Origin of the sequence: Agrobacterium tumefaciens (assembly GCF_017726655.1) — a bacterium.
Lineage (GTDB): Bacteria > Pseudomonadota > Alphaproteobacteria > Rhizobiales > Rhizobiaceae > Agrobacterium > Agrobacterium tumefaciens_B.
Window position 1 is genome coordinate 1962054 of the sequence record NZ_CP072309.1, and the last position, 15063, is coordinate 1977116.

10 protein-coding genes are annotated in these 15063 nt (G+C 57.8%); 5 read left to right on the top strand and 5 right to left on the bottom strand.

The window, feature by feature from the left end; translation table 11 throughout:
- Positions 1 to 10: 10 nt before the first annotated feature.
- The 4 genes from AT6N2_RS23220 to AT6N2_RS23235 are packed head-to-tail and all read right to left on the bottom strand — an operon-like array spanning position 11 to position 4606.
- The gene (locus tag AT6N2_RS23220) at positions 11 to 961 is read right to left on the bottom strand and encodes a Csu type fimbrial protein (protein ID WP_209091655.1); all 951 of its coding nucleotides are present in this window, start codon (positions 959 to 961) and stop codon (positions 11 to 13) included.
- The gene (locus AT6N2_RS23225; protein WP_209091656.1) at positions 958 to 3396 is read right to left on the bottom strand and encodes a fimbria/pilus outer membrane usher protein; all 2439 of its coding nucleotides are present in this window, start codon (positions 3394 to 3396) and stop codon (positions 958 to 960) included. The genes AT6N2_RS23220 and AT6N2_RS23225 overlap by 4 nt, the downstream gene beginning before the upstream one ends.
- Positions 3368 to 4087: a fimbrial biogenesis chaperone gene (locus AT6N2_RS23230; protein WP_209091657.1), complete on the bottom strand. Its 720-nt coding sequence runs from the start codon at positions 4085 to 4087 to the stop codon at positions 3368 to 3370. The genes AT6N2_RS23225 and AT6N2_RS23230 overlap by 29 nt, the downstream gene beginning before the upstream one ends.
- A gap of 21 nt (positions 4088 to 4108) precedes the next feature.
- Positions 4109 to 4606 (bottom strand): Csu type fimbrial protein, encoded by a 498-nt coding sequence (locus tag AT6N2_RS23235; RefSeq protein WP_209091658.1) that lies wholly within the window; start codon positions 4604 to 4606, stop codon positions 4109 to 4111.
- Between the two features lie 366 nt (positions 4607 to 4972).
- Between AT6N2_RS23235 and AT6N2_RS23240 the strand changes: the two genes are divergently transcribed.
- The 4 genes from AT6N2_RS23240 to AT6N2_RS23255 all read left to right on the top strand — a co-directional run bounded on the left by AT6N2_RS23240 (position 4973) and on the right by AT6N2_RS23255 (position 12648).
- A complete protein-coding gene (locus AT6N2_RS23240; RefSeq protein ID WP_209091659.1) occupies positions 4973 to 7762 on the top strand; it encodes a bifunctional aconitate hydratase 2/2-methylisocitrate dehydratase in 2790 nt (929 codons plus the stop codon).
- Between the two features lie 407 nt (positions 7763 to 8169).
- Positions 8170 to 10113 carry a methyl-accepting chemotaxis protein gene (locus AT6N2_RS23245; RefSeq protein WP_209091660.1) on the top strand — a complete coding sequence of 648 codons (1944 nt, stop codon included), beginning with the start codon at positions 8170 to 8172 and terminating at the stop codon, positions 10111 to 10113.
- 307 nt (positions 10114 to 10420) lie between these two features.
- Complete coding sequence (gene catB, locus AT6N2_RS23250) at positions 10421 to 11050, top strand: type B chloramphenicol O-acetyltransferase (RefSeq protein ID WP_209091662.1); 630 nt, start codon at positions 10421 to 10423, stop codon at positions 11048 to 11050.
- A gap of 395 nt (positions 11051 to 11445) precedes the next feature.
- The gene (locus AT6N2_RS23255; RefSeq protein WP_233282579.1) at positions 11446 to 12648 is read left to right on the top strand and encodes a putative bifunctional diguanylate cyclase/phosphodiesterase; all 1203 of its coding nucleotides are present in this window, start codon (positions 11446 to 11448) and stop codon (positions 12646 to 12648) included.
- Positions 12649 to 12706: 58 nt separating this feature from the next.
- Here AT6N2_RS23255 and AT6N2_RS23260 read toward each other — a convergent pair whose 3' ends face one another.
- Entirely contained in the window at positions 12707 to 13786 is a 1080-nt protein-coding gene (locus tag AT6N2_RS23260; RefSeq protein WP_209091666.1) for a LacI family DNA-binding transcriptional regulator, read from the bottom strand.
- Between the two features lie 239 nt (positions 13787 to 14025).
- Between AT6N2_RS23260 and AT6N2_RS23265 the strand changes: the two genes are divergently transcribed.
- Entirely contained in the window at positions 14026 to 15003 is a 978-nt protein-coding gene (locus AT6N2_RS23265) for a substrate-binding domain-containing protein (RefSeq protein WP_209091668.1), read from the top strand.
- Positions 15004 to 15063 lie beyond the last annotated feature (60 nt).

The following is a 15063-nucleotide window of genomic DNA, read 5'->3' on the forward strand; positions in this document are numbered from 1 at the left end:
AAGCCGGCGCTCAGTAGTTTACGGTGACCACGACCGTGTCGGCATAGTTGCCAGGGGCCGGCGTGTTCTGCGCCGGCACGCGCCCGTAGACCGTCAGGCTCTGCAGGCTACCCGTTCCCGTTCCGGCGGCTATCTGGCCCGCGGCGCTACCCCAGACATTGGTGCGGCCCGCATCACGGTAAAGACCGTAGGTAACGGATGCCGCGCCCTGAACCATCTTGCGTGCGGCAGGCGGACTGTTACTGAGGCCTCCATTCAAAGCCACGCTGTAGCTTAGATTGCTGGTGCAGGTCAGATTGATCGCCCCGGTCGCATCCACTGCTGTGTTGAGCACGCCGTGACTTCCGAAATTGATGTTGTTTGCTGAGACGATGCATGTCGGCGCGACGGCGGCAGTTACGTTGAACGGAACCTGGGTGGCATTCTGGGTGACAGACGAGCAGCTTGGTGCGAGAAGCGTGTAGCTTTCGTAGGTGAAACTCGTTTCCGCGCCGGCAAAACTGGAGAGATATGCGCCTCGCGCCGCTGCGGACTGACCGGCATTGATCCGGCCATACAGGGTGCGGGTCGTGGTGTTGACAAGAAGCGGCAAGGCCAGGTCGATTGGTGGAGGAGATCCGAGTGCCGGTTGTGTGACCGATCCCCAGGTCGTCGTGCGCGCAGAATTCTGGTACAACTGGTAATTGAGGATATTGCTTCCCTGCAGCATCCGGCGGACACCGCCCGATTGTCCGCCGCTTCCCGCATTGATGTTCGGACAGATGCGAACGGAAAGCGCCAGAGAAAGCGGATTATTGCAGGTCACCGAAAGGGTAGCCGTCGTGTCAACGGCAGCGCCCCCTGCGAGATTGACGAAGCCGAAATTCATGTCCGACATGCTGAAAGTACAGGTTTGCGCCAGAACGGGCGCCGCCGAAAGAACGGCTGTAATTGCAATGGCAACGCGGATAAGACGCCTCATTGAATGCTCCTGCACGTGGTTTCGAACGTTGCGCGCGTCTGGCTGTCCTGGGAGACCGTGATCTGCGCTTCGCATTCACCTTTTGTCGGCTGGGTGATGTGAAGCCTGTGCGTCGCGCCGATGTCGTCGAGATAAGCCTGTCCGTCATAACCGACGACGAAATCGCGCTTGCCGTCTATTGTCCCGGTCGACCCGGTTTCGATGAAGTCGCCGTTCTCGTTTTTCAGTGTCACCAGCGCCACCTGTCCTTCGGTTTCCACCTTGAAATTGACAACGGCGCCAGCACGTTCAGTAGGCCTGACCATCTGCTTGGTGTGGTCGATGCGAGCATCAACGGGCAAGTTGCTGGGATCGAGCGTGATATTGTTGAGGTCATAGGAGCGCAGATTGGGCAGCAATATCTTGCCGCGCCGGTTCGTCTGGCCGATCGGGCGGTTTTCAAGCATGATATCGACACCGGGTGCACCCGCATCGACAACCGCGAAGGCATCATCGATGCGGTTGCCGAAGAAGACGTCGCCCCCGGCGAGTGCGATCGACCCTTCGATTTGCGCATAGGCCTGTGTCGTGTTGTTGAACTTGTCAACGCCGGCAGAGACGCGGGCAGCGCTGCCGCGATAGCTGCCCGAGGCCGAGGCGATGTCGTTGGCACCAAGCCCGCCGCGCAGCCGCCAGCCATAACTCCCCTCCGCATGTTCCTCCGATTTCACGGCCTCGGCCGTCAGCGAATACCCATCGGCATTGGAGGACATGCCGGTTGAGGCCGACACGCCACCGCCGAATGACCAGGAGAGGCCGGCGAAAATGCCGTAGGAATTACTGTCCTCCAAATCCTTGTAGGCCGTGACGAAAATATTGCCGCTTTCGCCAAAGGGCCGCGTTGCGGAGAGACCGAGGAGGCGGGATCGGCGCTCGTCGAATGTTTCAAGCTGGGTGTAGGAAAAGTTCAGGCTGGTCTCGTCGAAGCCGAGTTGTGTTGACACGGAAATCTGGTCGAGCGACCGCGGCGGCCGGACGCTCAGAAGCCCGGAAGCAAATTGATTTTTTGAGTTGTTGGAAGAGACGGATGCCATGTCATTGTAATCGCCGAAAGCCCGTTGCGATCGCGCGTTGATCCGCACGCCAAGCAGTTCGGCTTCGACACTTGCCGAAAGGTGATAGCCGCTTTCGTCGCCGAAGTGGCTGGATGCGGCGGAAAGGGCCGCCAGTCCATGGGATCCGAGTGTGAAGATCCCGCCCAGGCCGACATTATAAAAATCGTCGCCACCTTCTGCATGGCCTTCCACCGTCAGCCCATCCGATACGCCGTAGCGCACCGTCGCTGACCCCAGCAGCCGGTCGTCATAATCGAAGGAGGAAGTTCCGTAGTTGCGCCGGGCAAAACCGACTTCGGCAGAGAAATCGATGAGACCCTTGGTCAGCAAATCCGGCGACGTGTAAAACGGGGTTTCCGAAACGGTTTCCCGTCCCAGCGCATCTCTCACCACCAGCCTTGCATTGCCCACGCCGCTGATGACCGGGAGGTTGGTGATGGAAAAGGGGCCTTCCGTCACATCCTGCGACAGGCGTCGGATATTGTTGACGTAGACATCGACAGTGGATGGCACGGCCGCCGAGCCCGCAAATTCCGGCATGGGCATCGTGACCATATCGGGCCTCAGCTCGAAGTTCCGGCGAATCTGAAATCCGCCCAAACGCGTTGGGCGTGTCCAGCTCAGCCCGCCGGTAATCAGGTCGCCGGCGCGGTAGCTGGTGAGTGTTTCCTCGTCCGAATAGCTCCAGGTGGTATCTAGGCGCTGCGTGTCGAATTCAGACTGGCGCGATGTGCTGAGGACGTGCGACGAGGACAGCACGCCGAGTGGGCCGAAGGCGCGGCTTTCCAAAAGCGCTGAAATGCCGTTGAAGTCCGCGAGATCGGACCATTTATTGCCGCCGGAGGCGCCGTAAATCGTGTAGTTCACCAGACCTCCAAAATCGCTTCTGGCTTTCTCCTGCGTTTCGTCATCCTCCTCCGCCGCCGCTTTTCCGGATGCGTCGATGACCTTGCTTGCCCGCGCTGTCATCGGCAGGCTAAAATGCATGGACTGTGTACTGCTGTCATAACGCGCCACGACCTCGGGCAGCATGGAGATATCAATCCATCCATCGTCGCCGATGGCGTTTTCGACCGGGGAGATCCCAATATTGGTCAGCTGTTGCGGCTCGATGAGAAACGATCCGGCGGCGTTTTGACGAAAAGTGGCGATCATGTTTGTCGATACATCGTTGATGTAGACTTCGAGTTGCAGCTGTCCGGCCTCGTTTGCGGCAACAGAGGTCGGCTGTGCCGCAGGAGGTATGTCCTGCGCCACGGAGAGACTGCTCGATGAAATGACCGTCAGGGCGGCAATCGTCAAAACGGCAAGGTCAGCCGCCCGAAACGCGCGCCGTCGCATTGACGGGGCCGCCTTCGCTGTCTGCCGAAATCTTTAATGTGCCGCCGCCTTTCTTGCCGCCCATCGCCGGAACCACAAAGCTTGCAGCGGAGCCACCAAGCACATATCCGACCAGGCCCTGCTGACGGGCAACTGCCTGACCGTTACCGGTGGCGAGCATCAGGTTGGCGAGCCTTATGCGCCTGTCACCGGTATTGGATACCGAGACCCGGTAGCCATTGCCCTGGGGCGTGATCTTCCAGGCCGGTTCGGCTCCGTTAGTGGCGGCGGGGGCGAAGAACACGGGTATTGAATGACGCACGACAAGATTGACTGTGCCGGATTGCGGTTTTCCCGCCGGGGGCAGTTCGTCAACGATGACGCGGTAGCTTTCTTCGCCGCGCACGGGGCCCTTTGAAAGCCGAACGATGCGGATGAGATTTTCCGCGCCACCTTTCAATTGGGTCATTGGCGGGCTCGCAACCACATCCTGGGTTGCAGTGTATACATCCTGACCGTTCTGCTGCGTCCAGCGGAAAATCCTGACCTGGACGTTGATCGGCTTTTTCGCATCGTTCCAGATGCGAAGGCTCGAGGCAGCCGTTGGGGCCTTGAGATCAAGAAGCACGGGCGCAACCCGCAGGGATGCAGCCTGTGTAGGCGAAACACTCAACCCGGCAAAAAACGCAGCCGCTAAGGTAAAAACACGCATGCGCGATCCTCCCTGTGGCGATCAGTAATTGAGCGTGGCCGTCACCGTATCCGTATAGACGCCGACCGCGGGTGTCGTCTGGGCAGGTACGCGCCCATAGACGGTGAAGGTCTGCGGTGCCCCGGTGCCGGTCCCGGTTTGCCGGTCGGTTCCCACCGTGTTGCCCCACACCGTTGTGTGGGCCGCAGTTGTGTAGAGCGAGTAAGAGATCGTCCCGCCCGCTGGTGACGTCATCAAACGATTGGCAACGGTCGCTCCCGTACCAGCGCCGGCGCTGAGGCCGAGACTGAACGGGGTGCTGGCCGTGCACTGCACGACGATGTTGCTGGTGGCGTCAATCGGTGCTGCAATGACGCCGCTCGTGCCGAAATCGAGATTGCCGGCCGAATTGATCTGGCATGCGGCCTGAATGGTGATCTGGACGTTGAAATTTGTGGTGGCGACCTGCGCCAGACTTGCCGCTGGTGTGAAAACCAGCGCCGCCAGTGATAACAGATAGCCTGATGCCCGAAACCTCATGCTGCCTCCCCAAGCTGGTCACGCTGCCGATTTTGCCATGCGCGCCTTCTAATTGCCCTGATAGCGAGTAATTAGAATATGCTAATACTCGCGTCGATTTGGTTAATAAATGTTTAACAATCGGGACTGCAAAACTATCGGATGAAATGCCGTAGTGCCCGCAACTTACGAAGGTAAGCCAACGCCTGTCCTGACGGGCTCGAATGCTTGCTTTTTTATCCCTCCACGTCGCCCTTACCGCACCGCGGCATCTTGTCAGCCGCCTCGTGTTGGCGTAGTCGAAACGACAGAAAACCCGGGGCTTTCAGCGCGACCTTCCGGTGGCGTTGAGCTTGGCTCCACAGACACCTCAACGTTGGGACAGCGATGACACTTTACTTGGATTACCTGGCTGAAATCAAAAGCAGAGAACCACAGGGTCTCGCGCCGAAGCCGATTGACGATGGCGCACTGACAGCCGAAATCATCGAGCTGATCAAGGATGCTGGGAGCGACCATCGCGCCGATGCGCTGAAGTTCTTCATCTACAATACGCTGCCCGGTACAACGAGCGCCGCTGGCGTCAAGGCTGCCTTCCTCAAGCAGATCATCCTCGGCGACGTCATCGTTCCCGAGATTACGCCGACGTTTGCGCTCGAACTGCTGTCGCACATGAAGGGTGGACCGTCCATCAAGGTTCTGCTCGATATCGCGCTTGGTAACGATGCCGAGATCGCCGTCAAGGCGGGCGAAGTCCTGAAAACCCAGGTATTCCTCTACGACGCTGACATGTTCCGCCTGCGCGATGCCTACAAGGCCGGCAACGCCATCGCCCAGGGCGTGCTGGAAAGCTACGCGAAGGCAGAGTTTTTCACCAAGCTTCCCGACGTCGAAGACGAGATCAAGGTTGTCACTTTCATCGCTGCGGAAGGCGATATTTCGACCGACCTGCTTTCGCCCGGCAATCAGGCCCATTCGCGCTCCGACCGCCAGTTGCACGGCCAGTGTATGATCTCTCCCGAAGCGCAGGCACAGATCGTGGCGCTTCAAAAGCAGCATCCTGACAAGCAGGTGATGATGATCGCCGAAAAAGGCACGATGGGCGTTGGCTCCTCGCGCATGTCCGGCGTCAACAACGTCGCGCTGTGGACGGGAAAGCAGGCAAGCCCCTATGTGCCATTCGTCAACTACGCGCCGATCGTTGCCGGTACCAATGGCATTTCGCCGATCTTCGCAACCACCGTTGACGTGACTGGCGGCATTGGTGTCAACCTTAAAAACTGGGTGAAGAAGCTCGGCGAAGATGGCAAGCCAATCCTGAACAATGACGGCAATCCGATCCTTGAGCAGAAATATTCGGTCGAAACCGGTACGGTTTTGAAAATCGACACCAAAAACCACAAGCTTCGTGACGAAAACGGCACCGAGCTGGTGGACCTCGCCGCGTCCTTCACGCCTCAGAAGATGGAGTTCATGAAGGCGGGCAGCTCCTACGCCATCGTGTTCGGCAAGAAGCTTCAGACCTTCGCTGCTGAAACGCTCGGCGTTGAGCCAACCCCGGTCTTTGCGCCAAACAAGGAAATCTCCATCGAAGGGCAGGGCCTTACGGCCGTCGAGAAGATCTTTAACCGCAATGCGGTTGGTGTCACGCCCGGCAAGGTCCTGCATGCCGGCTCCGACGTTCGCGTTAAGGTCAACATCGTCGGTTCGCAGGACACGACCGGTCTGATGACGGCACAGGAACTGGAAGCGATGGCGGCGACCGTCATTTCGCCGCTGGTGGATGGCGCCTATCAGTCGGGCTGCCACACGGCCTCCGTCTGGGACAAGAAGGCGCAGGCCAACACGCCGAAGCTCATGTCCTTCATGCACAATTTCGGCGTCATCACGGGCCGTGACCCGAAGGGCGTCTATCACTCCATGACGGACGTGATCCACAAGGTGCTAAACGACATTACCGTTGATGACCGGGCAATCATCATCGGCGGCGACAGCCACACCCGCATGTCCAAGGGTGTCGCATTCGGTGCGGATTCCGGCACCGTTGCGCTGGCGCTGGCAACCGGTGAAGCGACCATGCCGATCCCGCAATCGGTCAAGGTTACCTTCAAGGGCACGATGCAGCCCTATATGGACTTCCGCGATGTGGTGCATGCCACCCAGGCACAGATGCTCCAGCAGCACGGCGACAACGTCTTCCAGGGCCGCGTGATCGAAGTGCATATCGGTACGCTGCTCGCCGACCAGGCCTTTACTTTCACCGACTGGACGGCCGAGATGAAGGCCAAGGCGTCGATCTGCATTTCCGAAGACGAGACGCTGATCGAGTCACTGGAAATTGCGAAGTCGCGCATCCAGATCATGATCGACAAGGGAATGGATAATGAGGCCCAGACGCTCAAGGGTCTGATTGCGAAGGCAGATCAACGGATTGCTGAAATCCGTTCAGGTGAAACACCAGCTTTGAAGCCGGACGCCAACGCGAAATATTTCGCCGAGGTCGTTGTCGACCTCGACGTTATCAACGAGCCGATGATTGCCGATCCTGACGTCAACAACAACGACGTCTCCAGACGCTACACGCACGACACGATCCGCCCCGTTTCCTACTACGGCGCTTCCAAGAAGGTCGATCTCGGTTTTGTCGGCTCGTGCATGGTGCACAAGGGCGACGTTAAGATCGTTGCGCAGATGCTGCGCAACATCGAAAAGACTGAAGGCAAGGTCGAGTTCAAGGCGCCGCTCGTCGTCGCCGCGCCGACCTACAACATCATCGACGAGCTGAAAGCGGAAGGGGATTGGGAAATCCTGCAGAAGTATTCCGGTTTCGAGTTCGATGACCTCAACCCGAAGACCACGAACCGCACCTCCTATGAGAACATTTTGTATCTCGAGCGTCCGGGCTGCAATCTTTGCATGGGCAACCAGGAAAAGGCCGCAAAAGGGGATACGGTTCTCGCAACCTCAACCCGTCTTTTCCAGGGACGCGTCGTGGAAGACAGCGCCGACAAAAAGGGTGAATCGCTGCTCGCTTCCACCCCGGTCGTCGTGCTCTCGGCAATTCTAGGTCGCACACCGAGCATTGATGAGTACCGCTCTGCCGTCGAGGGGATCGATCTGACGAAGTTCGCGCCGCCGAAGACGACGCCGATCGATTCCCAGTCGGTGCATTACTAAGCGCCTCCGCTCTCGGGTTGGATTGTGAATGCGTTCACCCGGACGAGCGTCTCAAGATCGAGCGCAGCGGAAAGAAATTTTCGCTGCGTTTTCATTTTCATAGACGGACTTCTTCGTGCTTCCTGCCAAGCCGCGAAACGAACTTTTTGCTGCTGAATTGTCAGCACTTGCACGGCTAGGTAACACTTCATTTAGTGATTTCGTGAAATCTAAAATACGCAGGTTCCAAGGGTTCATCCGGAGCCGGTAGAACAAGTAGAACAGCTCAGAGACGCCTTGGGCGCGATTTCGAAACGCTTCTGCTTGTCGCCCTATGAGGAGGGGCAACAGCTACCCGCGATGTTTTATCATATCGTTCTCGAGTCTGCCTTATCGGCAGCGAGAGAGCGCTTGCCTTGAGGCCATTTATGTCTTTCCTGAAGAATACCAAGATAAAAACGAAGGTCGTTTTTGTTATCTCGTTGATGAGCCTGATGTCACTGTTCGGCATAGGCTATGTCAGTATGCAATATAAAAGCACCGACGCCGTTTATAGCGACTTTATCGGACATGAGGCGCTTGCTGCCGTGCTGAACGCCAGAACGAGCGGCAATCTGAACGCGCTCGGCATGCAGATGTTGCGCGCCAGCCTTAATGACCCGACCAGCAGCGATTTCAATGCAGCCGTCAAAACCTTCAGGGCAGATCGCAAGCAGCTCGAAGAGCGCCAGAACAAGATCATGGAACTTGTCCCGGCGCGCACGGAGGCAGCCCGTGACATCCTGAAGGGTGTTGTTGAAGTCGAGGAGATCGGCAATCAGGTCATCACCCTTGCGCAGGCTGGCAAGCAGGCCGAAGCGCAGCTTATGGCGCTCAATGTGCTGAAGAAAATCGCTGAGGTCTCGCCGAAGATCAGTGCCGGCAACGAGCAACTCATTCAGGTCATGAATGATGGCAGGGAGCGGCTGACGGCCAGCACGACAACGACGATCTGGACAGGCCTTATCGCGCTGGCGCTGGTGTCGCTTGCCGTTATTGCCCTTGGCCTTCTCATCTGCTCTCGCGGCATTACCACACCGATAGCGCGCCTTCGCGCGCGAATGGAATCTCTCGCCGCCGGCGACACGTCAAGCGAGATCGACGGTAAGGATCGCGGCGACGAAGTGGGTCAGATGGCGGCGACCGTTCAGGCGTTCCGCGAAAACGCGATTGAGCGCATCAGGCTTGAAAATGAGACCGAAGCCAACCGGTCGATGTCCGAGAAGGATCGAATCGAGCGCGAAAAACAGAAGGCGCAGGAGGCGGCCGACATCCAGTTTGCCGTCAACAATCTTGCAACCGCGCTCTCAAGGATCGCGGAAGGTGATGTGACCTATCGGATTGCCCAGCCTTTTGTGCCGAGCCTTGATGGTATTCGCGGCGATTTCAACCGGGCGGCCGAACAGCTGCAATCGACGCTGACACAGGTCGCGCAGAATGCACGCGGAATCGACGCTGGCGCCAACGAGATCAGATCCGCGGCGGACGACTTGGCAAGACGGACGGAGCAGCAGGCTGCTGCAGTGGAAGAGACGGCAGCGGCACTTGAAGAAATTACGACGACGGTACGGGATTCGACCAGGCGGGCGCAGGAAGCGGGCCAACTCGTCGGTCGCGCAAAGATCGGCGCGGAAAAATCCGGCGAAGTCGTCCAAAAGGCCGTCTCCGCCATGGAGCAGATCGCCAGCTCCGCCAATGAAATTTCCAACATCATTGGCGTAATCGACGAGATCGCGTTTCAGACGAACCTTCTTGCGCTGAACGCCGGTGTGGAAGCGGCGCGAGCGGGTGATGCCGGCAAGGGTTTTGCCGTCGTCGCACAGGAGGTGCGTGAACTTGCCCAGCGTTCCGCCAATGCCGCCAAGGAAATCAAAAACCTGATCATGACATCGAACGGGCAGGTACAACAGGGCGTGCAGCTGGTTGGTGAAACCGGGAAAGCTCTGCAGCTCATCGTTTCGGAAGTGCAGGAAATCAACCGCCACGTTGCGGCCATTTCTGAATCGGCACAGGAGCAATCTTCCGGGCTGCATCAGATCAATACGGCTGTGAACCAGATGGATCAGGACACGCAGAAAAATGCTGCGATGGTAGAAGAAAGCACAGCGGCAAGTCACGGCCTTGCACGTGAGGCATCGTCGCTGAACCAGCTGATCGCCCAGTTCAAGCTCACTGAAGCCGGTTATGCTGACGCATCCGCTCCCGTGCGCGGTGCTTCTGCTGCCGACCGACCAGCTGCCTCGCCCGCCCGCGCACTCGGTGGGCGCATCAGGGCGGCGTTTTCCGGTAATACGGCTTTGAAAGCCGACGTGGGCAACTGGGAGGAGTTCTGACCGTCGTCCGCTGACTGGCCAAGGCAACTGGCAGGGTGCCGAGGGCGCAGATACGACATCAATGCCGAAGATCAGAGCTTTGCTTAGATCTTCGGTTTTCTGCTTTTCAGCCTTCATCGGTCTAATCCTGCTTGGCCTTCCGGTCATTTTGCGGTAACCAGGGCGCATGATAAAAACCTCGAGTATCACCTGCATCTAGCTCCCGCCTGCGCGCGAGGAGCACCCGACGCAAAGCCGGCTGGCTTGCGTTCGGCACAGGCTTGTCTGAAGGCGAGCGAATGCGACCAGGTGCAGTGAGATCATCTCCATGGAAAACTATTTTGAAAGCCCCTTCAGGGGCGTCACGCTTGATAAGCAGGTAAGGAACCCGAACCTCGTGGTCGGGAAGTACAGCTATTACTCCGGCTACTATCACGGCCATAGCTTTGAGGATTGCGCTCGTTATCTTTTGCCCGATGAAGGCGCAGACAGGCTGATTATCGGTAGCTTCTGCTCGATCGGTTCAGGAGCCGCCTTCATCATGGCCGGTAATCAGGGCCATCGTAACGAGTGGATCAGCACCTTCCCGTTTTTCTTCATGCCGGAGGTGCCGGAATTCGAGAATGCCGCGAACGGTTATCTGCCTGCTGGCGACACCGTTATCGGCAATGATGTCTGGATCGGCTCAGAAGCGATCATCATGCCCGGCATTACGGTGGGCGACGGCGCCGTGATCGGGACGCGGGCTCTTGTGACGAAGAATGTTGAACCCTATGCCATCGTTGGCGGCAATCCCGCGAAAACCATCCGAAAGCGGTTCGATGATGACAGCATCGCGATGCTACTCGAGATGAAATGGTGGAATTGGCAGGCGCAGCAACTGAAGGCTGCGATGCCGCTCATGACCGGCGGCAATGTCGCGGAGCTTTATCGTTTCTGGCAATCCGACATGACCTAGTCGTGTTAAGGCAGGCCCGCCTCACCGGGGGCGGGCCAATGCAATTTGGCTGCGGATGAGAACAGTCCAGGTCTTATAAATTGGCATTCGGCGGCTGTGTGAAGACGCCGATACGAGAGCCTGCACAGATATTGGTGATGAAAATTAGTCGCACCGGATTCCGCTTTGTTTAACCCCGTTGCCGGAAATCTCGCAAGTGCGGTGGTGTTGCTCTAGCGTCCTGCCGGCTTTTCCAGCAAGGAGCGGGCTCGCCGCTTTTCATATCGAGCAAGGCCAGCATGCCCTTTCAAAAGACCAGAGACCGTGAGGAATATTCGCAGCACCTTCATCTCCTGTGCCGCATAGCCGCATGGCTTGGTCTTGCGCTCGGGACTGGCTGGTTCATCTTCTTCGTTTTGACAGGACGCTGGAATATCGCGGTCAGCCTTCTTCTGCTTGGCGTCGCAGTCATTCCGTGCTGGGTGATTTGCCTGAGGGGCCATTTTTCATGCGGTCTCATTCTCGCTCAGATCGCTTGCACCCTGTTTGTCTGCTGGTATTCGCTATTTATCGATGTTCAGGACGCGGCGGTTCCAAGAACGACGCACCTCTACCTCCTCGTCATCGTTTTCGTCGGCTATATGAATCTTCAACGTCAGCGCTCGCTCCCGCAGTTTGTCGTTATTACGGCGGGTCTTCTGGCTTTTATTTTCCTGTGTGCTTCCGCCGCCAACCTCCCTTTCAGCACCCCGATCTCACAGGATGTCCGAAGCGTCAGCGCATGGTTCAACGGCATATTCGCAACGGGTATGTTGTGCGGTGGCGTCGCAGCGATGCAGGCTCAATTCCGAAGCCAGACAAAAAATGCACTCGAGCTGCGATCCGCACTCTCCAACGGGCAATTCGAACTTTTCTATCAGGCGCAGGTGCGGACGGACGGTTCGCTGAGCGGTGCGGAAGCGCTTTTGCGCTGGAACCATCCCAAGCGTGGCCACATACCGCCTGCGGAATTCATCCCGCTTGCGCAACGCACGGGGTTCATGCCGACGCTCGGTGCGTGGGTGATTGCCGAGGCATGCACGACGCTTGCCCGTTGGCAATCTAAAGCTTCAATGCGCCACCTCACATTGTCGATCAACATCACCGCCGACCACTTCGTGGATGCGGGATTTTCCGCTCAGCTTCTCGAAGCCGTTTCATCAAATGGCATTGACGCACGGTTGCTCAAGCTGGAATTGACAGAAAGCGTTTTCCTTTCGGATATAGAAGCCGCCATTACCAAGATGAAGCTGCTGCATCACGCCGGGTTTGCTATCGCGCTTGATGACTTCGGAACGGGTTACTCGTCGCTGAGTTATCTACGCCAATTGCCTTTAAAGCAGCTCAAAATCGATCGAAGCTTCGTCAAGGGCGTGAGTGAAAGCGGGCGCTTGGCGGCAATAACAAAAAACATTGTCAGGATGGGACATGATCTCTCCCTGGAGGTCCTTGCCGAAGGGGTGGAGACGGAAGCAGAGTTGCGCATGATGCTGTCATACGGCTGCGAGCTTTTTCAGGGTTATTTTTTTGCACGACCGACTTGTCTTGCAGAATTCGAGCAATACGCGGCCCGCACCTAATCCGCCGAAAAGCAGCGATGTTGTACCTCGTCTCCAGATCGCCCGAAGTCGGAGATCGTCATTCTACCCTCCGGCGCAGCGAAACCGGGTCCCAAATGTCGTCGAGCGGCCCCTCCAGAGCGGTCCGCGGCGGGATGAGCTTTGGCTCGATGATGATGACCTCGGGATCGCTCCGGTTCTCCTCCAGCAGGTCGAAACCTTTCTCAAGCATCCGCGCGATATCAGGCTTGACCATGTAGACCGGGAAGGGAAGGAAGGATGCGAAGGGGTCGTAGTCGAAACAGCCGACGACGATGTCGCCAAAGGCCTCGCCATCGTGGCGCCCCATGAAACGCAGCAGCCCTTCGAAATTGATTGATGAGTTGACGAAGAAGCAGCGTGGCAGGCGGCCCCTGCGTTCGTAGAACCGTTCGAACGCCAGTTCTGTCATGCGGGGCGAATAACCCGTGATTTCGATATCGTCCCCGCCCTCCATGCCGAAATGGGCGGCTTTGGCCGCGTGGAAGCCGTCAATTCGCGCACGGCTGGCGTAGTCATCGTGACCGCCGAACAAAACGACGTCGTCAGGCCCGAGCGCCCCTGCCTTCGCGGCATGGGCAAGGATCGCCGCGGTCAGTATCTGCGCGCCGTGCCGATTGTCGGAAATCACCGACGAGGCATACTTGCCTGGAAGATCGATATTGACATGCGGCAGTGCCGCACGCGCGCAAACCTGGTGCACGCCGTCTGGATCGGTTACGCCGGCAATGAAGAGCGCATCGATGGAATAGGCAATCAATGTCTCGACGGTACGCCGCTCCTCTTCAGGATCCCGCCGGCCGGATACAACCATGGGCGAAAGGCCCCGCTTGCGTGCCTGGCCTTCGAATGTCTGCGCCATCGAGGAAAAGAATCGGTTGTCATAGATCGGGACCAGGAGACCAATGAGTCCCGATTTCGAGCTCCTCAACCCTCTCGCCTGCAGGTTAGTGGTGTAGCGGTGCGTCTTGGCAAGTGACAGAATTTTGTTGGCCGTCTCCTCGGAGATCCGTCTTTTTCGCCATGATCCGTTCAGGACGGCGCTGACCGTCGACGCGGATGCGCCGGACAATATCGACAGGTCGTATATCGTGGCCTTCTTGGAACTTATGTCCGTCACTGTGATCTCCCCAACTGATTCTGATTATTAGAGCACGCGTCCTCTTGACGGAAGGGCGCTTCATGATATGGTTATTGCACCATCGATTGTGCAAACTGGCAATATCGATTGTGCAAGGATGGTTGCTGTGGGAGTGGCAAAGGGAGAGTCTCGAATAAACGAGATGAGAAATGTTGAACGCGGCGGTTAAGAACATGCTGCGGGCGGGTTTCGTTTGCCAATTTTTGAGGAGGACTTCAATGAAGAAGATTATTGGTGCGGCGGTTGGTCTGTCGCTCGCGCTGCTCTCATCCGTAGCTTTCGCCGAAGGGCCGAAGGTTGGCGTCGTCGTTAAGATCGGTGGTATTCCGTGGTTCAACGCCATGGAAGCCGGGATCAAGGAGCAAAGCAAAAAGCTCGGCGTGGATGGTTTCATGGTCGGTCCGACAAGCGCCGACCCGGCTCTGCAGGTCCGCGCTATCGAAGATCTGATCGCCCAGAAGGTGGACTTCATCGGTGTGGTGCCGAATGACGCCAAGGTGCTGGAGCCCGTGCTCAAAAAAGCCCAGGCCGCCGGGATCAAGGTCATTACCCATGAATCGCCCAAACAGCTCGGTGCCGACTGGGATTTCGAACTCGCATCCGCCAAAGGCTTTGGTGAAGCGCATGGAAAGCTGCTGGCGGAAAAGATGGGCGGCAAGGGTTCCTATGCCGTTTTCGTAGGTTCGCTCACCGTTCCCCTCCACAACGCCTGGGCAGACGCTGCAATCGCCTACATCAAGGCAAACTATCCAGACATGAAGCTCGTCGGTGATCGCTACGGGGTCGCTGAAGACTTGGACAAGAGCCGTTCGACGGCGCTCGATCTGATGTCGGCCAATGCCGATCTCAAGGGCTTCCTGGCGTTCGGTTCACAGGGACCCATCGGTGCCGGCCGCGCGGTTGAGGAGCGCCGCAAGGACGGCAAGGTCTTCGTTATTGGCCCATTCTCGCCGGGACAGGGCGCCAAGCTCATCAAGTCAGGCGCACTGACCGGCGGCTTTATGTGGAACCCGAAACAGGCGGGTGAAGTCTTCGTAACGCTCGCAGACCGCATCGCCAAGGGTGAGACCCCGAAGGCAGGCGACAACATTGAAGGCCTCGGCACCATCAACCCCGAAGGTAATACCATCGTTGTCGATCAGCTCCTGAAGATCGACAAGGAAAGCATCGACAAGCTCGTTTCCATGGGCCTCTGATCCTCCCCAAGGCCGAAGGTGTCGCGCGGGAAAAATGCCCCGCGCGACACCGATCTCAAT